The sequence below is a fragment of the Pseudomonas sp. NPDC007930 genome (assembly GCF_042958985.1).
Classification (GTDB): domain Bacteria; phylum Pseudomonadota; class Gammaproteobacteria; order Pseudomonadales; family Pseudomonadaceae; genus Aquipseudomonas.
Window position 1 is genome coordinate 13,892 of the sequence record NZ_JBIBKC010000003.1, and the last position, 20,768, is coordinate 34,659.

Here is a 20,768-nt window from a genome sequence, read left to right on the forward strand (position 1 = left end):
CCTGTGCCGGCTTTCATCGTTTGATAAGGACTACATATGGAATGGCTGACGAGCCCGGAACTCTGGGTTGCCTTCTTCACCCTGACCGCATTGGAAATCGTGCTGGGCATCGACAACATCATCATGATCTCGATCCTGGTCAGCCGCATGCCCAAGCACATGCAGGCGCGCACCCGGCTGTTCGGCCTGGCGCTGGCGATGATCACGCGCATTCTGCTGTTGCTCTCGATCACCTGGGTGATGCGCCTCACCGCAGACCTCTTCAGCGTCTTCGGCCAGGGGATTTCCGGGCGTGACCTGATCCTCTTCCTCGGCGGGCTGTTCCTGCTCTGGAAAAGCGCGCAAGAGATCTACCACGGCATGGAAGGCGAAGAGGAAGCCGGCGACGAGCCCAAGGGCAAGGGCGGCAACTTCCTGTTCACCATTGTGCAGATCGCCATCATCGACATCGTTTTTTCGCTGGACTCGGTGATCACCGCGGTCGGCATGGTGTCCAACGTTCCGGTAATGGTCGCGGCGATCATCGTCGCGGTGCTGGTGATGATGCTGGCCTCGGGCGCGATCAGCCACTTCATCGACCAGCACCCGTCGCTGAAGATGCTGGCGCTGTCGTTCCTGCTGGTGGTGGGCACCGTGCTGATCGCCGAAGCCTTCGACGTGCATGTGCCCAAGGGCTACGTGTATTTCGCCATGGCGTTTTCGCTGGCGGTCGAGGCGATCAACATCCGCATGCGCACCAGCATGGGCAAGCGTAAGCAGGGCGAGTGATCGATTAGGGGCGTTTTGCCGTGCACTCACATTTGTGACAGTTTTATTTCAAAGGATGTAAAGCTGTGCCATGCTGGGTTTAACCATAAACCCAGCTGATTCAGCCACTTGCCATCCGGGCAAGCGCAACAGGGAGGCGGCCTTTCATGCTGACCCTGCTCAACCTGCTCTCCGCGGTCGCCCTGCTGATCTGGGGCACGCACATCGTCCGTACCGGCATCCTGCGGGTGTACGGCACCGCCCTGCGCCGCCTGCTGGGGCAAAACATCAGCAAGCGGCCGCTGGCGTTCATCGCCGGCATCCTGGTGACCGCGGTGGTGCAAAGCAGCAACGCCACCGCCATGCTCACCACCTCGTTCGTGGGCCAGGGCCTGATGACCCTGGTGCCGGCGCTGACCATCATGCTCGGCGCGGACGTGGGCACCGCGTTGATGTCGCGGGTGCTGACCCTCGACCTGTCGTGGCTGTCTCCGCTGCTGATTTTCCTCGGGGTGATCTTCTTCCTGTCGCGCAAGCAAACCCGCCTGGGCCAACTGGGCCGGGTGAGCATCGGCCTGGGGCTGATCATCCTGGCGCTGCAGTTGATCGTCGAAGCTTCCGCACCCATTACCCATGCCCAAGGCATGAAGGTGCTGTTCGGCTCCCTAACCGGGGATATTCTGCTGGACGCCTTGGTCGGCGCGCTGTTCGCCATGGTGTCTTACTCAAGCCTGGCGGCCGTGCTGCTGACCGCCACCCTGGCCGAAGCCGGGGTGATCAGCTTGCCCGTGGCCATTGGCCTGGTGATCGGCGCGAACATCGGCAGCGGCCTGCTGGCGTTCATGTCGACCAGCATGCAGAACACCCCGGGGCGGCAAGTGGCGCTGGGCAGCCTGCTATACAAGCTGATCGGCCTGCTGCTGGTGATCCCGGTGCTGCACCCGCTGGTGAACTGGATGGACAGCCTGCACTTCGATGCGCAAACCATGGTGATCGGCTTCCATGTGCTCTACAACACCCTGCGCTGCCTGCTGCTGCTGCCCACTACCGGGCACATGGCGCGGCTGTGCGAACGGGTGCTGCAAGCGCCGGCCGAAACCCACAGCCAGGCCGGCCCGCGCCACCTGGACCCGACCGCCCTGAGCACGCCGGGGCTGGCGCTGGCCAACGCCACCCGGGAAACCCTGCGCATCGGTGACATCGTCGAGCTGATGCTTGGCAAAACCCTCAATGTGCTGCGCGGTGAGCAAACCGCCCTGACCCAGGAAATGCGCAGCCTCGGTGATGAAGCCGAAGCCCTCTACAGCGCGGTCAAGCTGTACCTGGCGCAAATGCCGCGGGAAGACCTCAGCGAGCGCGACAGCCACCGCTGGGCCGAAACCCTGGAGCTGGCGGTCAACCTGAACCTGGCCTGCGACCTGATCGAGCGCATGCTGCGCAAGGTGCAGCAACAGAAAACCTCCCAGCGCCGGTCGTTTTCCGCCACCGGCTTGGAAGAACTGACCGTGCTGCACACGCAATTGATGGCCAACCTGCGCCTGGGCCTGAACGTGTACTTGAACGCCGACCCAGACAGCGCCCAGCAGTTGCTCAAGGAAAAGCGCCGCTTCCGCGCCCAGGAGCGGCGGCTGAACCACGCCCACGTCAGCCGCCTGCAGCGCCAGGTGGTGCAAAGCCTTGAAACCAGTTCGCTGCACCTGGAGCTGATCGCCGACATGAAACGCCTCAACTCGTTGTTCTGCGCCAGCGCCTATGCGGTGCTGGGCGCCTCCGACACCGGCGCGTTGATGCCCGAGGCGTACCCCGACACGCCCTGAACGACCACGGCGGGCCGTAGTCTGTTGACTGGGCCCGCCTATGGCGTAGGCTTTAGGAGTCTTCGCAAGGACGCACGTATGCGCTGCTGTTTGCTGTTGGTTCTGCTGTTGGGCTTGCCACTTCCGCTGTTCGCCGCCGACCGCCTGCAGGTGGAGGGCTACCTGCTCCCCAATGGCTTGCAGGTGTTGCTCAAGCCGGGCAGCGAAAAAGGTCACGTGGCCATCCGCCTGGTGGTGGGCGTGGGTTTCGATGACTTCCCCTGCGCCACCCAAGAGCTGCCGCACCTGCTCGAGCACTTGCTGTTCACCGGCATCGATGACCAGGGCGAGGCCGGCCTGGAGCAGCGCATGCAAGCCCTGGGCGGCGAATGGAATGCCTTCACCAGCGACACCGACACCACCTTCGTGATCGAGGCCCCGGCGCAGAACCAGCGCAAGGTGCTCGACCTGCTGCTGGCCATCGTTACCCGCACCCAACTCAACGAAACCAACCTGGAAACCGCGCGCAAAATCGTTGCGCGCGAAGACGGCGGGCAGTACTCACACCTGCAGCGCTGGCTCGACCACCAGGGCCTGGGCCGCTCGGCCAGTGACCAACTGGCGGTGGAGATGGGCCTGCGCTGCGCCGACCGCGCCTCACCGGCGGGCCTGACCCTCGCCCAGGTGAACAACGTTCGCCAGCAGTGGTACGCGCCGAACAACATGACCCTGATCGTGGTCGGCGAGCTGGACAAACTGCTACCGGCCTACCTGGAACGCACCTTTGGCGACCTCGAGCCGAGCGAGCCCAGCGACCACGAGCCGATCCCGGCCAAGCAAACCCCGGCCCAGCGCGACCGCACGCTGTACGACGGCTGGCTGGGCGACGGCGCCACCCTGCACTGGTACTTCCCCGAACCCGACCTGCCCGACAACGTGCCGCCGCCCACGTGGGACGTGCTGCAAAGCTACTTCGACTGGCTGCTGTACGACGAACTGCGGCTCAAGCGCGGGCTGAGCTACGGCCCCTGGAGCAGCAACGAAGGCTTTGGCGACAGCAACCTGATGAGCCTGAACGCCGACCTCGGCCGTGACGACGTGGCCGCCGCGCGCCAAGCCATGGCCGAAGTACTCGGGCAACTGCGCGCCAACGGCCTCGACCGCGCCACTTTCGAGCGCCTCAAGCAAGCCACCATCGCCCGCCAGGCCTGGGCGGTGCAGGGCAACAGCGCGCTGGCCGACTATTACTGGCAGTCGCTGGCCGACTACGACGGCGGCCGCTTCGCCGACCCCGCCCGGGCCTTGCGCGCGGTCACCTTCGAACACGCCAACGAAGCCCTGCGGCAAATGCTGGCTGACCCCGGCTACGTGCGCGTAGAGCAACGCCTGCTGGGCTACAGCCAACTGCAAAACCTGCTCGAGGCGGCGCCTTGGGTAGGCCTGGCCCTGCTGTTGCTGCTGGCCGGCGCCTGGTATCGCCGGCGCCATTGACGGGCGGGCGAGCAGGGCGGCGGCCAAGGGGTTATCCTGTGCGCTTTTGTTGCCTGCCCGAGCCCCATGAAGTCCAAGCCGTTGCCCACTGTTGTTATCCGTGTTCTGGAATTGATCAAACGCTACCCCGGCGTGATCGCCCTGTTCGGCTTCTGCTCCGGGTTGGGCAGTTTCATCCTGGTCGACCGCCAGGCCCGGCTGGCCACGCCGATTGCCGTGCTGCTGCTGGTGAGCTGGCTGTGGCTGATGGTCGAGAACGCGGTCACCCAACTGTTCAGCCGGCGCTTCAAGCGCGAAATCCCCCCGGGGCTGCTGCGCTACCTGACGCAGATGATCCACCAGGAAAGCCTGTTCTTCGTGCTGCCGTTCTTTTTCATCACCACCAGTTGGAACAGCGGCCAATTGGTTTTCACCGGCCTGCTCGGGCTGGCCGGGCTGGTGTCGATCATCGACCCGCTGTACTACCACTGGCTGGCGCCGCGGCGTTGGCTGTTCCTCGCGCTGCACACCCTCACGCTGTTCGCCGCGTTGCTGACTTCGCTGCCGATCATCCTGCACCTGACCACCTCGCAGAGCTTCCAACTGGCGCTGGGCACCGCCATGCTGCTGTCGTTCCCGAGCCTGGCCAGCAGCTTCCCGATCCGTACCTGGCGCCGCGGGCTGCTGCTGGTGGTGGTCACCCTGGGCGTGGGCGCGGCCGGCTGGCTGCTGCGCACCTGGGTGCCGCCGGCCACCTTGTGGATGACCGAAGACGCCATCACCCAGGACCTCGACAACCAGACCCGCACCCACGGCGACGGCATCGACACCCTGAGCGTGACCCAGGCGCGCAACGGCGTGTACGCCTACACCGCGATCAACGCCCCACGCGGGCTGGATGAGCGCATCTACCATGTGTGGGAGATGAACGGCCAAGACATGGACCGCATCCCGCTGGACATCCACGGCGGGCGCAAAGAAGGCTACCGCGCCTGGACCCGCAAGCAGAACTTCCCGGCGGACCCAAGCGGCAAGTGGCGGGTGCGGGTAGAAACCGAAGACGGCCAGTTGATCGGGATCCTGAAGTTCAGCATTACCGCGGACGCGCCCTCAAACCCGGGCGCCGATCAACCGGGCACCGAGCCAAAGAACCAGTAGCACACGGCAATCGCCGCCACCACGCCGGCCAGCTCCGCCAACAAGGCGCAGCCTACCGCATGGCGCGCGCGCTGGATGCCGACCGCGCCGAAGTACACCGCCAGCACGTAGAAGGTGGTCTCGGTGCTGCCCTGGATGGTCGCCGCCACCAGCGCCGGGAAGCTGTCCACCCCGTGGCTCTGCATGGTTTCGATCAGCATCGCCCGCGCCGCGCTGCCAGAGAACGGCTTGACCAGCGCGGTGGGCAAGGCATCGACGAAGCGCGCATCCAGCCCCAGCCACTGCACGCCGTGGCGAATGCCCTCGAGCAGCAACTCCAGCGCCCCCGAGGCACGCAGCACGCCGATCGCGCAGAGCATCGCGACCAGATACGGCAGTAGGCTCTTGGCCACGTCGAAGCCTTCCTTGGCGCCTTCGATGAAGTGCTCGTACACCGGCTGGCGCTTCAGCGCGCCGGTTACCAGGAACAGCACGATCAAGCCGAACAGCGTGACATTACCCAGCACCGACGACAGGCCCGCCAGCGCAGTGGCCGACAACGTACCGAGAAACGCCATGAACGCCCCCAGCAGCAATGCCCCCGGCACCAGGTAGGCGAGCACCACGGGGTCCCACAGGCGCAGGCGCTGCATCACCGCCACGCTGAGCAAACCCACCAGGGTGGAGCAACTGGTGGCCAGCAGGATCGGCAGGAAAATCAGCGTAGGGTCTGGCGCGCCCTGCTGGGCGCGGTACATGAAGATGGTCACCGGCAGCAGCGTCAGCGACGAGGCGTTGAGCACCAGAAAGAGGATTTGCGCGTTGCTCGCCGCGGTCGTGCTGGGGTTAAGCGCCTGCAGCGCGCGCATGGCCTTCAGGCCGATCGGCGTGGCGGCGTTGTCCAGGCCCAGGGCGTTGGCGGCGAAGTTCAGGGTGATCAGGCCCAGGGCAGGGTGGCCGGGCGGCACTTCGGGCATCAGGCGCTTGAACAATGGGCCGAGCACCTTGGCCAGCCAGTCGACGATGCCGGCTTTTTCAGCGATCTTGAGAAAGCCCAGCCACAGCGTGAGGGTGCCGAACAACAGCACCATCACCTCGACCGACAGCTTGGCCATGGCAAAGATACTCTCGACCATGGCGGCGAAGATGCCGCTGTTACCGGCCAGCAGCCACTGCCCCAGGGCAGACACCGCCGCCACCAGGAAGAACCCGAGCCATAGGCCGTTGAGCATCGATCACCCCCGCTGTTTATCGTGGCGGGGATGATACCCCGCGGCTCAGGAGCGCTCCACCTGCGCGGCCGGTTCGGCTTCGCGGCGGCGCCAGTGCGGCAGCGAATTGAAGTAGCGCTGGCCCTTGGCGTCGTCGTACAGGCCTTCCCAGCGCGCCACCACCAATACCGCCAGGGCGTTGCCGATCACGTTCAGCGCGGTGCGGGCCATGTCCATGATGCGGTCGACACCGGCGATGAACGCCAGGCCTTCCAGCGGGATGCCCACGCTGCCCAGGGTGGCCAGCAGCACCACGAACGACACCCCCGGCACCCCGGCGATGCCCTTGGAAGTGACCATCAGGGTCAGCACCAGCAACAGCTGTTGGCCGATCGGCAGGTCGATGCCGTACATCTGCGCAATGAACAGCGCCGCGATGCTCTGGTACAGGGTCGAGCCGTCGAGGTTGAACGAGTAGCCGGTGGGCACCACGAAGCTGCAGATCGCCTTCGGCGCGCCATAGGCTTCCATCTTCTCGATCACCCGCGGCAGCACGGTTTCGGAGCTCGACGTGGAGTAGGCGAGCACCAGTTCATCCTTGAAGATGCGCATCAGCTTGAGGATCGAGAAGCCGAACACCCGCGCCACCAGCCCGAGCACCGCCAGGGCGAAGAAGGCAATGGCGAAATACACCAGGATCACCAGCTTGGCCAGCGGCAGCAGCGAGGCGAAACCGAAGTTGGCGACGGTCACCGCGATCAGCGCGAACACGCCGATCGGGGCGTAGTTCATGATCATGTGGGTGACCTTGAACATGGTCTCCGACACACCCTGAAAGGTGCGCACCAGCGGCTCGCGGGTGGCGTCGGGCAAGCTTGCCAGGCCCAGGCCGAACATCACCGAAAAGAAGATGATCGGCAGCATTTCACCCCGGGCCACCGCGGCGAAGATGTTGCTCGGGATCAAGTTGAGCAGGGTGGCAACCAAGGCGTGGTCGTGCTGCACTTCGGCGGTGGTCTTGGTGTACTGGGAAATATCCACGGTACCCAGGGTGCTCATGTCGATGCCGGCACCCGGCTGGAAGAAGTTCGCCAGCGCCAGGCCAACCACGATGGCGATAGTGGTAACCACCTCGAAGTACAGGATGGTCTTCACGCCGATGCGCCCGAGCTTCTTGGCATCACCCACCCCGGCAATGCCGACGATCAACGAAGACACCACGATCGGCACCACGATCATCTTGATCAGGCGAATGAAGATGTCGCCGGCCGGCTGCAGCACGTTGGTGATCCACCAGGCTTTTTCCGCGCTGAAGTGGTTGAGCAGGGCGCCCAGGGCCACGCCCAGCACCAAACCGATGAGGATTTGCCAGGCCAGGCTTAGCTTTGCCTTTTTCATTGTGTTTACCCTCTGCGTGATCGTTCGTCGGGCCCCGGGGCCGAGGGAGGCCATGGGGAAGGCTGGCGTGCAACGCCGTGTTATCTGAAAAAAGGCGCAACTATTCCGAGGGGGGCCGAGCACGTCTAATGCCGGAAACGGCTACCCCATGCACAATCGGCATAATACAAATCCATTTAATTCAATGAGTTACGCAATAAAGGCAAGCGTTCGCCCAGCCGAACGGCCATGCCACTGGCCTGCGGGGGTTATCGCCCGGGGAGGGGTAAAAAGGCTGTCAAGCGTTCGGAAAACCGAATTGGCGCGAGGAGGGCGGTGAAAACTTGTGAAAGCGGATTGGCGGTGCCTTGGCCTAGGCCCGCCCGCCATAAAAAAACCGCACCGAACCCGCACGTTGACGGTGCGGTTTCGGTACGGTTTTTACCTGACCCGGCCCTTTCGAAGGCACTCCCTGTACCCTTAGGTCGCTCCGGCCCTACCACAGCCAAAGCATCCCGGCCCCCTGGTCACACCCCTGTGGGGGTGAGTGAAACTGAGCGGCACAACAGAGTGCGCCACGGGAATTCGGTTCAATACCAGTTCGGGTCTTTCTTCAGTTGTTCCATCAGCAACGTTTGCATGCCTGGGTCAGGGTCACCCAGCCAGCGATAGTCCGCATGCTGGGTAGGCGATTTATCCGCCGGCAACCCGGCCGGCACCTGCACCCACAACGCGTAGGCATGGGCCTTGTTCCAACTGAAGGCCACGATCACGCGGTTGTTGCGGCATTGCTGCTCTTGCTCGCACACCTCACCCACCAGGTACTTGTCGCCATCTTCGGTGGTCGCCGCCAGCGGCGGAGAATACCCGGAGAGGTTGATGATCCAGTCCGGCAGGCGTTCCTGCTGCTGCACCAGGTGTTGCCAGGCGCTGCGGTAGTCTTTATCGGTCGACACCAGCTCGCTGGCGCGGTCTTGCCCGTCATTGCCCGCCAGGGCAACGGCACTGCTGGCGAGCATCAGCCCGGCCAGCAGCGGCTTGAAGGCCTTGCCGATCACGGTTACAACCTGCCTTTACGCCCGAAGAAGAACGACGCGACGAACAGCACCAGGAAGATCACGAAGAGGATCTTGGCGATGCCGGCGGCGGCGCCAGCGATACCACCGAAGCCCAGTACGGCGGCGATGATGGCAATGATCAAAAATGTTACGGCCCAACTCAGCATGGCTTCACTCCTTCAGCGCGTGGTTACCGATCAGAACACCCAACGTGGCTCGCTGGGCGCACGGTCGATACTGTCCACCACCTCGGCCGCTTGCAGGCGGCCTTGTGCTACACCGGCCTGGGCGCTGGCAGCGCTCAAACGGGGCAGGGCGGTGGTGTGATGCGTGTGAATCAGCGGCTCGGGGGCGGCGGTCCAGTGCTGCCACTGCTGGCACAGCACCAAGGTGACCAACACCGCCAGCAAGATGGACAACCCCTTGCGCAACGCCAGGTTGAAGTCGACAACATCAGCAGTAGCGAACGGTTGACGGCTCATCCTGTGTTCCTCCCTTGCGGCGCCTGATTCACGGTTCGCTAGAAGTATTGCAGCGTGCATGCCAATCTTTATCGTTTATTTTTATCCTTAAAAATCAATAATTTAAAGAACGTAATTCGCCGATTGCAGCGAGCAAACTGCCCGATGGCGCGGTTGGCGTCGGGCAGTTTGCACGACTGCCTAGCCGGCGCTGGCCAGCGCCACCTTGAGCAGGTCCGCGTCTACCCCACGCACCCCGCGCAGCGTGCGCACCACCTGCACGGCCTGGGTTTTCTGCTCGCTGCTGGCCACCTCGCCGCCCAGGCTGACCACCCCTTCGCGGGTTTGCACGTCGATGGTCAGGGCATCGAGGTTACGGTCGTAGAGAAAGCTCGCCTTCACCTTGCTGGTGATCCACGCATCGCTCACGCTTTCGTCAGTGGTTTTCGCCGCGACCTCGGCCTGGGTAGTCCGGGTGTCGGCCGCGCTCAGGCTGATCAGGTTGTTCACCACGGTCACGCCATCGGTATTGCTCGCCAGGGTACCGGCCAGCAACTTGGCGTCGGCGGTTTTCGCCCGGCCGGTGAGGGTGACCACACCGGCGTCGGTGCTCACCTTGATCGCCGAGCCATGGGTCGAGGTGTTCCAACTGAGCTTGGCGCGCACAGTGGCGGTCAGGGTGGCGTCGTCTACCTGCTGCGCCAGCGCCTGGCGGCTGGGCGGCTGGTCGCCCAGGGCGGGGTCGATCTGCAATTGGTTGCTCACCTGCGGCTGGTGCCCCACGGCTTCGGCAATCTGCTGGGCGAGGTCTTTGTCTTGCTGGTTTTCGACCTTGCCGGTGAGTACCACCTGTTCACCCTGTACCTCTACCCCCAGGGCGTAGGGGCTAAGCCGTTTGTTCAGCGCCATGGCCATCCAGATGGCACCTTCGTCGCGCGCGGCCTGTTGCGGCGCGGGCGCCGCGTAGGCTGTGGCGTGCAGCAGGGCGGTGGTGGCCAGGGCCAGGCCAAAGGGTTTGAACGTGAGCATTGCGGGCCTCCTTGTAGTAGGCGGAACGTTATCCATGGGACAACCTTAATTTCACCGAATTTCAGCCCCTTAGCGTTGTCAGTTGTGCGTGGCTACCACGCAGCCCGCCGAATCGTTCACAATGAGCATTGCAACTTGCCCGATCCACGGGCCTGACCGTCATTTCTGTAGGGGAGCGCAGCAAGATGGAAACCGATACGGGCACTCAGGGCCGTATTCTGTTGGTGGACGACGAAGCCGCCATCCTGCGCACCTTCCGCTACTGCCTGGAAGACGAAGGCTATAACGTGGCCACCGCCAGCAGCGCCGCGCAAGCCGAGGCGCTGCTGCAGCGGCAGGTGTTCGACCTGTGCTTTCTCGACCTGCGCCTGGGCGAAGACAGCGGCCTCGACGTGCTCGCGCAAATGCGCGTGCAAGCGCCCTGGATGCGCGTGGTGATCGTGACCGCGCACTCGGCGGTGGATACCGCGGTCGACGCCATCCAGGCCGGCGCCGCCGACTACCTGGTCAAGCCGTGCAGCCCCGACCAACTGCGCCTGGCCACCGCCAAGCAGTTGGAGGTGCGCCAGTTGTCGGCCCGCCTCGAAGCGCTCGAGGGGGAAATCCGCAAGCCCAAAGACGGCCTCGATTCCCACAGCCCGGCGATGATGGTGGTACTGGAAACCGCCCGCCAAGTGGCGGTCACCGACGCCAACATCCTCATCCTGGGCGAGTCCGGTACCGGCAAGGGCGAGCTGGCGCGGGCCATTCACGGCTGGAGCAAGCGCGCCAAGAAGTCTTGCGTGACCATCAACTGCCCGTCGCTGTCGGCTGAGCTGATGGAAAGCGAGCTGTTCGGCCATAGCCGCGGCGCCTTCACCGGCGCCAGCGAGAGCACCCTGGGCCGGGTCAACCAGGCCGACGGCGGCACGCTGTTCCTCGATGAAATCGGCGACTTCCCGCTGACCCTACAGCCCAAGTTACTGCGCTTTATTCAGGATAAGGAATACGAGCGCGTGGGCGACCCGGTCACCCGCCGCGCCGATGTGCGCATTCTCGCCGCGACCAACTTGAACCTCGAAGACATGGTGCGCGAAGGGCGGTTTCGTGAAGACCTGCTCTACCGCCTGAACGTAATCACCCTGCACCTGCCGCCACTGCGCGAGCGCAGCGAAGACATCCTCACCCTGGCCGAGCGTTTTCTCGCTCGCTTCGTCAAGGAATACGCCCGCCCGGCGCGCAGCTTCAGCGAAGAAGCCAAGGCCGCGCTGCTCAACTACCGCTGGCCGGGCAACATCCGCGAGCTGCGCAACGTGATCGAGCGCGCCAGCATCATCTGCTCGCAAGAAAAGGTTGAGGTCAGCCACCTGGGCATGGGCGAACAGCCCACCACCAATGCCCCGCGCATCGGCGCGGCGATGAGCCTCGACGAGCTGGAAAAAGCCCACATCGGCGCGGTATTGGCCACCAGCGACACCCTTGACCAAGCCGCCCGTACCCTGGGCATCGATGCCTCGACGCTGTACCGCAAGCGCAAGCAATACAACCTATGAAACTGCCGATGAAATTGCGCACCCGGCTGTTTCTGAGCATCTCGGCGCTGATTGCCGTGGCCCTGCTCGGACTGCTGCTGGGGCTGGTCAGCGTGATGCAGATCGCCGACCGCCAGGAAGACCTGGTGCAGCGCAATATCAACGCCCTCGACCTCAGCCTGAAGTTGCGGCAAAACCTCGGCGAACAACTGGCGATGATCCAGGCCGACGTGCCAGACAAAGGCGCCCTGGCCAGGGCCCAGGGCGAATTCGGCCAACTGCTCGGCCAAGCCCTGGCGGCCGCCAGCAGTGGCGCGGAGCTGGCCGCCTACAGCCAGGCCAGCACCGACAACCAGCGTTTTCTCGACATCTACCAGCAAGCCCTCGCGCGGGACCCAACCCCGAGCAACGACACCGACCTGAGCAATGCCTTCAACACGCTGCGGCGCGACCTGATCGACGCCTACAAGGGCAACCTCGAGCACTTCGCCAGCACCCAGCGCACCTCGCACCAACACGCGGTGATGGTCTCCGCCCTGCTCGGGCTGCTGGGCCTGGCGGTGTTGTTCATCGGCTTTGTGACCGCGCACCGCATCGCCCGGCGCTTTGGCCAGCCGATCGAGGGCTTGGTCAAGGCCGCCGACGCCATTGGCAAGGGCAACTACGACGTGGAGCTGCCCGAACCCCACGCCGCGGAAATGAAACTCCTCACCCGCCGCTTCGGCAGCATGGCCAGGGCCCTGCGCGAGCACCAGGCCACTAACGTCGAGGAACTGCTCGCCGGCCAACAACGGTTGCAGGCGGTGCTCGACAGCATCGACGACGGCCTGTTGATGATCGACCACCAGGGCCTGCTCGAGCACCTCAACCCGGTGGCCCAGCGCCAACTCGGCTGGGAAGACGACCGCACCGGCATGAGCCTGGGCGCGGCCCTCGGCCGCCCGGAGCTGAACGAGCAACTGCAACTGGTGCTGCGCGGCGGCAGCCTGGACCGGGTACTCGACGACCTCAGCCTGGAGGTCGATGGCGAAGCCCGACTGCTGGCCTGGAGCCTGACCCCAGTGACCCACCTCGAAGGGCAGATCGCCGGCGCGGTGATGGTGCTGCACGACGTCACCGAGCAGCGTGCCTTCGAGCGGGTGCGTAGCGAATTCGTGCTGCGCGCCTCCCATGAACTGCGCACGCCGGTCACCGGCATGCACATGGCGTTCGGCCTGCTGCAGGAGCGCGTGCACTTTGCCCCGCAATCGCGCGAGGCCGACCTGTTCATGGTGGTCAAGGACGAGATGCAGCGGTTGATGCAACTGATCAACGACCTGCTCAACTTCTCCCGCTACCAAAGCGGGCAACAAAAGCTCACCTTGGCGCCTTGCGAAGTCGAGGGCCTGCTTGAGCGCGCCCAAGGCCGGCATGCCGCCGCCGCCGGCGAACAGGGCGTCGAGCTGCTGGTCGACCCGGCCGACGCGCTGCCGCGCATCCATGCCGACCAGGGCCAACTCGAGCGAGTGCTCGACAACCTCATCGACAACGCCATCCGCCACACCCCATCGGGCGGCGAGATCCGCCTGCAAGCCCGGCGCCACGCCGAGCGCATCATCATCAGCGTGGAAGACACCGGCGAAGGCATCGCCTATGGCCAGCAAGGGCGGATTTTCGAGCCCTTCGTGCAGGTCGGCCGGAAAAAAGGCGGGGCCGGGCTGGGCCTGGCGCTGTGCAAGGAAATCGTGCAGCTGCACGGCGGGCGCATGGGCGTGTACTCGCGGCCAGGGCAGGGCACCCAGTTCTACTTTGCCCTGCCTATCTGAAGCCGGTTAGCCCCGGCGCAACAACCCCGGCAGGGCTTCCTGCAACTTGGCGCTGTCGAACGGCGCGCGGATGAACCCGCGCAAGGTGCCGTCAGGTGCGACCACCGCCAGGTTGCCGCTGTGCTGCACCGTGTAGTTGGGCTTGCGAGTGTCGGCCGGCACGTAGGGGATGCTCACCGCGGTGGAAAACTGCTCCAACACCGCTTGCGGCCCCGTTAGGCCTTTGAAGGTTTTGTCGAAAAAGCCCAGGTACTCCTTCAACCGCGCCGGGGAATCACGGGCCGGGTCAACGCTGACCAGGTATACCCGCAAACGCTGGGCGGCCTCGGCGGGCAGCTTCGCGCGGATATTGCGCAGCTGCGCCAGGGTGGTGGGGCAGATGTCTGGGCAAAAGGTGTAGCCGAAGAACAGCAAGCTCCACTGGTTCTTCAACTGGTCGAGCTGCACCGGCTGGCCTTGTTCGTCGGTCATGCTCAGGGCCGGCATGGGCCGGCCCTGTTGCAGCAGGATGATGCCGGCGCCGAGCAGCGCCGGGTCGTTCTCCAGGCTGCGTTGCTCGAACACGCGCTCAAGCACGAAGCCGGCGATGATCGCGATCACGGCGAAGGCGCCGAAGAGGGTTTTGTGCAGGCGGGTCATGGGTCAACTCGGTACTGGAGATTGGGCAGGCCTTGTGGGCGGCCGGCTACGCCGGGCCAAGGGCCCTGAGGCCGGTTCGACTCTAGCCCAGATCACCACCCAGCACATAATGGCAATTCGATATAACTTCAGGTGAAAATCTGTGACGGCTTTATGAAAAATGCGTCTTACCCGCTCTAGGAAGGCAGCTATTGTATCGACCTTCACGTTAGTAACCGATTATGTCCGTGGAGAATCCATGAAGACCGCCGCACTTCGCGAGCAGATCCAGCGTGCCCATCAGCACGAGCAGGCCACCGGCCAACTCCTGACCCACCTCGAAGGCCAACTGGCCGGTTTGCACCCGTCGATACGGTTTTCCGAGAACGACCCGAAGGCCGCACTGGCGCGTTTTGTCAGTGCCTACATCGAGCAGGTGCCTGATTTGCTCGACGCCGCCGCGCAGGTCGCCGCCGAAGCGGGCATCGAGGGGCAGGTCAAGCCGGTGCTGAAAATCGCCGAAGAATACTTCTTCACCCCCCCGCGGATCATGGACGGCCACCAAGGCCTGGACTGCCTGCTCGACGAGGCCTACCTGGCGCACCGGCTGGTAGAAGAGGTGAACGACCTGTACATCCGCCACTTCAGCCAGCCGCTGATCCCGCTCGACACCACCGTGGCCAACCTGATTGCCCACCAGTTGATCGGCGAAAGCTTCGCCAACCAGCTGGATGAGGTGGTACACCATTCGGTCGACAGCCTGCTGGACGAAGACAGCTTCCAGCTGGAGTCAGTGCAAGCCTACAAGGACAAGCTGACCGCCCCGGAAACCGGCGCGGCCTGGAAACGCTGGCCATGCCTGTCGCGGCAACTGGGGATCGGCCTGGGCGTGGCCTGATCAGGCCACCCCGGCGCTGGTGCGCAACTGCCCCTCGATACGCCGCTTCAAGCCACGGCTCTCGATGACCATCCGCGCGCCGCTGGCCTGGTTGGCCCGGCCCCAGTCCTCGAGCAACTCCAGGCAGGAGTGGTCGATGTAGTTCAGGTTGCCCAGCGGCACGTACACCCGGGTGCCCGGGGGGATGGTGCCGAGCACCTTGGTCAGCGCCGGCACCTTGAGGAAGGTCGCCGACCCGCTCATGCGCAGTTCCATTTCGCCCGGGCCGGTTTCGGCCAGGTTGATCTTCAACCGCGCGGCCTTCAGCGCCAGCTTCAGCAGGGTCAGGGCAAAGCCCACCAGCACCCCGGTAAGCAGGTCGGTGCACACGATCGCCAGCGCCGTGGCGGCGTAGGTGAACACCGGCATGCGGCCATAGCGGCCCAGGCTGCGCAGCGCCTTGAAGTCGACCAGCTTGATGCCGGTGAACACCAGCACACCGGCCAGGCTGGCCACCGGGATGCTCTGCAGCAAGCTCGACAGCAGCACCACGAAGCCCAGCAGCCACACCCCGTGCAACACCGCGGAATAACGGGTTTGCGCCCCGGCCTGCACGTTCGCCGAGCTGCGCACGATCACCCCGGTCATCGGCAATGCGCCCACCAGGCCGCAGAGCATGTTGCCCACGCCTTGGGCCGACAGCTCACGGTCGAAGTCTGAGCGCACGCCATTGTGCATGCGGTCTACCGCGGCGGCGGAGAGCAAGGTTTCGGCGCTGGCGATAAAGGCCACGGCCACCGCGGCGATGAGCACGGCCGGGTTGGCCAGGTCCATCAGCCGGGCAGGGGTGATCCAGTCGATGGCGTCGGCCAGGTTGGCCGGCACCTGCACGCGGTTCACCTCCATGGGCAGCAACAGGCTCAGCACCGTGGCCAGGGTGACCCCCAGCAAGGCACCGGGCACAAAGCGCAAACGTTGGGGCTTGAGTTTTTCCCAGGCGTACATCACGGCAATCGTGAGCAGCCCGATCAACCCTGCCTGCCAGCCAGCGGCGCCGGTTTCCAGTGGCAGGGACTCGGCCACGGTGCCGGGGAACTCCAGCAGGTTCTGCAGGCCCGAAGGCTGCGGCGCCTGGTCGAACATCACGTGCACCTGCGACAGCACGATCAGCACACCGATACCGGCGAGCATGCCGTACACCACCGCCGGCGCGGTCACCCGGAACCAGCAGCCGAGGCGAAAGCGCCCGGCGGCCAACTGCAACAGCCCCGCCAATAACAGGATCGGCCCGAGGGTCGCCAAACCGTGCTGGCGCACCAGCTCGAACACCAGCACCGCCAGGCCCGCTGCCGGGCCGCTGACCTGCAACGGCGAACCGGCCAACAGGCCGACCACGATGCCGCCGATGATGCCCGTGACCAGGCCTTTGGCCGGCGGCACACCGGAGGCGATCGCAATGCCCATGCACAAGGGCAAAGCAACCAGGAATACAACGACCGAAGCCAATAACTCGCGCGGTATGGCCGCTTGGGCACGTGCGATATTCATGTTCGTTCTCCTGAATGAACATCCGGCCGGGCCACGCCACCCAACTGACGGCCACACGCTCCCAATACCCAGGCAGCCGGGTTCGGCTGCCGGGGGCCGGCAGAGCGAGCGAAACCGTTATTGTTGTTATTGGAATTCGGCGCTGGCCCTGGCTGCACGCAAGTAAAGTGCAGCCTTCATTGGCCTGGGAGTTGAAAAGCCTGGTTTAAAACCGGCCTTTGGGGGTAGCGCTCGGCACCTGCGCGCCGTCCAGCGGCAGGAAGCGATCTTCGCTGGCATCGTAGGCTTTGATTTCGCTGGTTTCGATGTTGTACACCCAGCCATGGATGAACAACTGCCCGCTGGCCAGGCGCGAAGCCACCGACGGGTGCGTACGCAAATGCTGCAACTGAGCGATCACGTTCTCTTCGGTGAGCACGCCCATGGTTTCGACCTCGGTGCCGCAGCTGCAGTTGTCGTGCACCACGGTCTTGGCCACCTCGGCATGGCGCAGCCAGGCTTTGACTGTCGGCATTTTTTCGAGGCTGTCGGGGTTGAGCACCGCGCGCATGGCGCCGCAGTCGGAGTGCCCGCACACGATGATGTGCTTGATGCCCAGGGCGGTCACGGCGTACTCGATGGCGGTAGACACGCCGCCGTTCATTTGCCCGTAAGGCGGCACCACGTTACCGACGTTACGCGTGACGAACAGGTCGCCAGGCGAACTGTTGGTGATCAGCTCGGGAGAAATGCGCGAGTCGGCACAGGTAATGAACATCGCCCGTGGGGTTTGCGCGGTGGCGAGCTTCTTGAACAGCGCTTGCTGCTCAGGGAACACCTCTTGGTGGAAATGCCGAAAGCCGTCGACGATATGCTTGAGGGCCTCTTCCGCGCTTTCGGTGTGGGTCTGGTCCTTGAAAGGCATGCTCTATCCTCTTTAACGGGTTAACTTTCCCACGCAAATGGGTAATAAATCCTACACCGCCAATCGCCGCTGTCGACTTGTGGAAGTGTGACTGAATAAGACAATTCTTAAAGTACGGCACACAGCTTAAGGAAAACTTAAAACTGGCACGCTAACCTTTAAGAGAAGGCCATCAGACACTATTTTAACATCAATATGCCATGTTCCGTTATATATAAGCCGTATCGTACCATCACCATAAGTTCATCTGCCGGCCCGGTGGGCAGAACTGGCTGGTATCCAGAGCATAGCCCTCGCGCCGCGCCAGGCCATGGCGTTTGATCGCCTTGGCGAAGCGCTGGGCGAGCAGGTCGGCGAACAGCCCCTCGGCGCGCATGCGGCTGCCGAAGCGTGAGTCGTACAACTCGCCGTTACGGCTTTGCCGCACCAGGCTGAGCACGTGCGCGGCGCGCTGCGGGTAGTGGTCCTGCAGCCACTGCTCGAACAACGGCGCCACCTCCAGCGGCAGGCGCAGGAACATATAGTTGGCGCTTTGCGCACCCGCCTCGGCCGCCGCCGCGACCAGCGCTTCGAGCTCGCAATCGTTGACCATGGGGATCATCGGCGAACACAGCACGCCCACCGGCACGCCGTGCTCGCGAAGCTGGCGAATGGCCCGCAGGCGTGCCCCCGGTGAGGCCGCGCGGGGCTCGAGGGTTCGCTTGAGCTCGTCATCCAGGGTGGTCAGGCTGATCATCACCTTCACCAGCCGCTGGCTGGCCAACGCTTCGAGCAGGTCGAGGTCACGCAACACCATCGCGCCCTTGGTCACGATCGTGACCGGGTGGCGGTAGCGCAACAGGGTTTCTAGCAGTTCGCGGGTCAGCCGGTACTGGCGCTCGATCGGCTGGTAAGGGTCCGTGTTGGAGCCCAGGTTGACCGGCGCGCATACATAGCCTGGCTTGCTCAGTTGTTCTTCGAGGCGCTGTACGGCGTTGGTCTTGGCGATCAGCCGGGTTTCGAAGTCGATGCCGGGCGAAAGGTCCCAATAGGCATGGCTGGGCCGCGCATAGCAATAGATGCAGCCGTGCTCGCAACCGCGGTAGGGGTTGATCGAACGGTCGAAGGGGATGTCTGGCGAGCTGTTGCGGGTGATGATGGTTTTGGCCAGCTCAATGCGCACTTCGGTGTTGCGGGTGGGCGGTACGTCTTGCCACCAGCCGTCGTCTTCGGCCACCGAGGTGCGTGGCGCGAAGCGGTTATCGGGGTTGGTCGCGGTGCCGCGCCCGCGAATGGGCTCAAGGGCCATGCCGGCTTCTCCGTAGCTGTATATAAATACAGTATCAGAGTTGGCCGATGCGATTAAGCCCCTCCCGCTCAACGGGCACGTAGGCCTCCAGCACCTGCACCAGGCGCCGCGCCGCCGGCGACAGGTAGCTGCCGCGGCGCCAGGCCACGCCCACCTTGCGGGTGAAGCGGGTTTGCTCCAGCGGCACCTCGCGCAGGCGCGCCACGCTGCGCGAATTCGCCAGCGATTGGCGGGTCATGAAGCTCAGCAGGCCGGTGCTGGCGATCATCTTCGGGGTCAGGGTGATCAGGTTGGTTTCGATCTGCACGAACGGCGGCGGCAGCGAATGGCGATGGAACAGGTGGTCGATCCAGCGCCGCCCGAGGGTGGTGCTGGGCGGCAGGATCCAGCGGTATTTGCACAGCTCGCCGAGGGTGATCGGCCCCTCGAACAACGGGTGGCTGGCGCTGGCGACCACCAGCGCTTCGTCTTCGAGCAGCAGGTGGGTGGTCAGGTCGGGGTCGTCTTCGCTCATCGGCCCGATGATCACGTCGAGCTCGCCGGAGCGCAGGCCTTCACGCAGCACGTCGTCCTGGCCGACCACCACGGCGAGGGTCACCTCAGGCGCCTCGGCGATCAGCGTGGCGACCAGCTCCGGCAACAGGTATTCGATCATGGTGGCGGCGCAGCCAAGGCGAATGTTGCCCAGCGCGCCCTCGGCGAAGTCGCGGATTTCCCGGCGGGTGTCGTCGACCCCTTGCAACAGCGCCTTGCCGCGCGCCAGCAGCAACTCACCCACCGGGGTGAGCACAATGCGCCGGCCCTGGCGCTGGAACAATCGCGCGCCGAGGCTTTCTTCAAGGCGTTGGATGCTTTTGGTCAGCGCCGGCTGGCTGCGGTTGAGTTTTTCCGCCGCCTGCCCCAGGTGGCCAAGCTCGGCGATGGTTTCGAAGTAGGCGAGGTCACGCAGGTCCATGGGCGGCCTTAAGGGGGGCTTGTTACATCATGGTAACCCAGCGGCATCGAAGGGGAAGGCCGTGTGCGTTACAATGTTGCATTTTCTGCCACCTGTGATGTCCGAGCCTTCATGAAGCCCTTACTCGTCGCCTTGGCCCTGGCGTTGCTTGCCGGCTGCAGCCAGGCCCCCCGCATCGACACCAGCCACCCTTCGGCCAACTACGACAGCCGCGTGCAGTTCGTGGTGATGCACTACACCTCCGCCTCGCTGGAGCGCTCATTGCAGTTGCTCACCCAAGGCGAGGTGAGCGCCCACTACCTGATCGGCGATGACGCCAACGCCACCGTGTACAAATTGGTCGACGAGCAATACCGCGCCTGGCACGCCGGTGAAAGCGAGTGGGCCGGCCGTACCTGGCTCAACTCAAGCTCCATCGGCATCGAAATCGTCAACCCCGGCTTCCAGAACACCGCCAACGGCCGCGTGTGGTACCCCTACAGCGAAGCCCAGGTGCAGGCCCTGCTGGCATTGTTGAAAGACATTTCCAGCCGCTACTCGATTGACGCGCGAAATTTCATCGGCCACAGCGACATCGCCCCCCTGCGCAAGCAGGATCCCGGCCCGCTGTTCCCCTGGAAGCGCCTGGCCCAGGCCGGCTTCGGGGTATGGCCGGATGAGGCGGCAGTGGCGCAACAGAAGGCCCGCTTCGACATCAACCCACCGAGCGTTACCTGGTACCAGGAGCAACTCGCCCGCCTGGGTTACGCCATCCCGCAAAGCGGCACGCTCGACGTGCAAACCCAGCGGGTGATCGGCGCCTTCCAGATGCATTACCGGCCACAACGCTTCGACGGCGTGCCCGACGCGCAAACCGCCGCGCTGGTCCAGGTGCTGTTGAACATGCGTTGAGCTTGCGCGCCGCTTCGCTTGGGGTTAAATAGTCAGGCCGATGGGTCGTCAGGCTTGTGTCGTCGGTTACTCTAGCCTTCGCCAT

At 64.3% G+C, this 20,768-nt stretch carries 19 protein-coding genes; 8 read left to right on the plus strand and 11 right to left on the minus strand.

Going from position 1 to position 20,768, the window contains the following annotated elements:
* The first annotated feature begins 36 nt into the window (after positions 1 to 36).
* The 4 genes from ACFZCE_RS07480 (at position 37) to ACFZCE_RS07495 (ending at position 5,171) form a co-directional block, all read left to right on the plus strand.
* On the plus strand, positions 37 to 768 hold the full coding sequence (locus tag ACFZCE_RS07480; protein WP_390937554.1) for a TerC family protein: 732 nt from the start codon (positions 37 to 39) through the stop codon (positions 766 to 768).
* A 146-nt stretch (positions 769 to 914) separates the two neighbouring features.
* On the plus strand, positions 915 to 2,564 hold the full coding sequence (locus tag ACFZCE_RS07485; protein WP_390937556.1) for a sodium-dependent inorganic phosphate transporter: 1,650 nt from the start codon (positions 915 to 917) through the stop codon (positions 2,562 to 2,564).
* A 78-nt stretch (positions 2,565 to 2,642) separates the two neighbouring features.
* Complete coding sequence (locus ACFZCE_RS07490) at positions 2,643 to 4,034, plus strand: insulinase family protein (RefSeq protein ID WP_390937558.1); 1,392 nt, start codon at positions 2,643 to 2,645, stop codon at positions 4,032 to 4,034.
* A gap of 66 nt (positions 4,035 to 4,100) precedes the next feature.
* Positions 4,101 to 5,171 (plus strand): DUF5924 family protein, encoded by a 1,071-nt coding sequence (locus tag ACFZCE_RS07495; protein ID WP_390937560.1) that lies wholly within the window; start codon positions 4,101 to 4,103, stop codon positions 5,169 to 5,171.
* Here ACFZCE_RS07495 and ACFZCE_RS07500 read toward each other — a convergent pair.
* The 6 genes from ACFZCE_RS07500 to ACFZCE_RS07525 all read right to left on the minus strand — a co-directional run bounded on the left by ACFZCE_RS07500 (position 5,141) and on the right by ACFZCE_RS07525 (position 10,286).
* Positions 5,141 to 6,382: a nucleoside recognition domain-containing protein gene (locus ACFZCE_RS07500; protein ID WP_390937562.1), complete on the minus strand. Its 1,242-nt coding sequence runs from the start codon at positions 6,380 to 6,382 to the stop codon at positions 5,141 to 5,143. The two genes, ACFZCE_RS07495 and ACFZCE_RS07500, sit on opposite strands and share 31 nt — an antisense overlap.
* 45 nt (positions 6,383 to 6,427) lie before the next feature.
* Positions 6,428 to 7,759, minus strand: coding sequence for a glutamate/aspartate:proton symporter GltP (gene gltP / locus ACFZCE_RS07505; RefSeq protein ID WP_390937564.1), 1,332 nt, complete (start codon positions 7,757 to 7,759; stop codon positions 6,428 to 6,430).
* Between the two features lie 569 nt (positions 7,760 to 8,328).
* Positions 8,329 to 8,796: an Ivy family c-type lysozyme inhibitor gene (locus ACFZCE_RS07510; protein ID WP_390937566.1), complete on the minus strand. Its 468-nt coding sequence runs from the start codon at positions 8,794 to 8,796 to the stop codon at positions 8,329 to 8,331.
* A 2-nt stretch (positions 8,797 to 8,798) separates the two neighbouring features.
* Positions 8,799 to 8,963 carry a DUF1328 family protein gene (locus ACFZCE_RS07515; protein ID WP_390937568.1) on the minus strand — a complete coding sequence of 55 codons (165 nt, stop codon included), beginning with the start codon at positions 8,961 to 8,963 and terminating at the stop codon, positions 8,799 to 8,801.
* 30 nt (positions 8,964 to 8,993) lie between these two features.
* Entirely contained in the window at positions 8,994 to 9,278 is a 285-nt protein-coding gene (locus tag ACFZCE_RS07520) for a hypothetical protein (RefSeq protein WP_390937570.1), read from the minus strand.
* 180 nt (positions 9,279 to 9,458) lie between these two features.
* Positions 9,459 to 10,286 (minus strand): BON domain-containing protein, encoded by an 828-nt coding sequence (locus ACFZCE_RS07525; RefSeq protein ID WP_390937572.1) that lies wholly within the window; start codon positions 10,284 to 10,286, stop codon positions 9,459 to 9,461.
* A 185-nt stretch (positions 10,287 to 10,471) separates the two neighbouring features.
* Between ACFZCE_RS07525 and algB the strand changes: the two genes are divergently transcribed.
* Positions 10,472 to 11,818: a sigma-54-dependent response regulator transcription factor AlgB gene (gene algB, locus ACFZCE_RS07530; RefSeq protein WP_390937574.1), complete on the plus strand. Its 1,347-nt coding sequence runs from the start codon at positions 10,472 to 10,474 to the stop codon at positions 11,816 to 11,818.
* On the plus strand, positions 11,815 to 13,602 hold the full coding sequence (locus ACFZCE_RS07535; protein ID WP_390937576.1) for an ATP-binding protein: 1,788 nt from the start codon (positions 11,815 to 11,817) through the stop codon (positions 13,600 to 13,602). Before algB ends, ACFZCE_RS07535 begins: the two co-directional genes overlap by 4 nt.
* Positions 13,603 to 13,608: 6 nt before the next feature.
* On the opposite strand, the gene ACFZCE_RS07540 is transcribed toward ACFZCE_RS07535, so the two are convergent.
* The gene (locus ACFZCE_RS07540; protein ID WP_390937578.1) at positions 13,609 to 14,241 is read right to left on the minus strand and encodes an SCO family protein; all 633 of its coding nucleotides are present in this window, start codon (positions 14,239 to 14,241) and stop codon (positions 13,609 to 13,611) included.
* A 238-nt stretch (positions 14,242 to 14,479) separates the two neighbouring features.
* Between ACFZCE_RS07540 and ACFZCE_RS07545 the strand changes: the two genes are divergently transcribed.
* Positions 14,480 to 15,118, plus strand: a complete 639-nt coding sequence (locus ACFZCE_RS07545) for a hypothetical protein (protein WP_390937580.1) — start codon at positions 14,480 to 14,482, stop codon at positions 15,116 to 15,118.
* On the opposite strand, the gene ACFZCE_RS07550 is transcribed toward ACFZCE_RS07545, so the two are convergent.
* The 4 genes from ACFZCE_RS07550 to ACFZCE_RS07565 all read right to left on the minus strand — a co-directional run bounded on the left by ACFZCE_RS07550 (position 15,119) and on the right by ACFZCE_RS07565 (position 19,792).
* Positions 15,119 to 16,645, minus strand: coding sequence for a SulP family inorganic anion transporter (locus tag ACFZCE_RS07550; RefSeq protein WP_390937582.1), 1,527 nt, complete (start codon positions 16,643 to 16,645; stop codon positions 15,119 to 15,121).
* 205 nt (positions 16,646 to 16,850) lie between these two features.
* Positions 16,851 to 17,549: a carbonic anhydrase gene (locus ACFZCE_RS07555; protein ID WP_390937584.1), complete on the minus strand. Its 699-nt coding sequence runs from the start codon at positions 17,547 to 17,549 to the stop codon at positions 16,851 to 16,853.
* 232 nt (positions 17,550 to 17,781) lie between these two features.
* Complete coding sequence (locus ACFZCE_RS07560) at positions 17,782 to 18,837, minus strand: PA0069 family radical SAM protein (protein WP_390937586.1); 1,056 nt, start codon at positions 18,835 to 18,837, stop codon at positions 17,782 to 17,784.
* A 34-nt stretch (positions 18,838 to 18,871) separates the two neighbouring features.
* The gene (locus tag ACFZCE_RS07565) at positions 18,872 to 19,792 is read right to left on the minus strand and encodes a LysR substrate-binding domain-containing protein (RefSeq protein WP_390937588.1); all 921 of its coding nucleotides are present in this window, start codon (positions 19,790 to 19,792) and stop codon (positions 18,872 to 18,874) included.
* A gap of 111 nt (positions 19,793 to 19,903) precedes the next feature.
* Here ACFZCE_RS07565 and ACFZCE_RS07570 point away from each other — a divergent pair, with 111 nt between their 5' ends.
* A complete protein-coding gene (locus ACFZCE_RS07570; RefSeq protein ID WP_390937591.1) occupies positions 19,904 to 20,683 on the plus strand; it encodes an N-acetylmuramoyl-L-alanine amidase in 780 nt (259 codons plus the stop codon).
* The last annotated feature ends 85 nt before the right edge of the window (positions 20,684 to 20,768 follow it).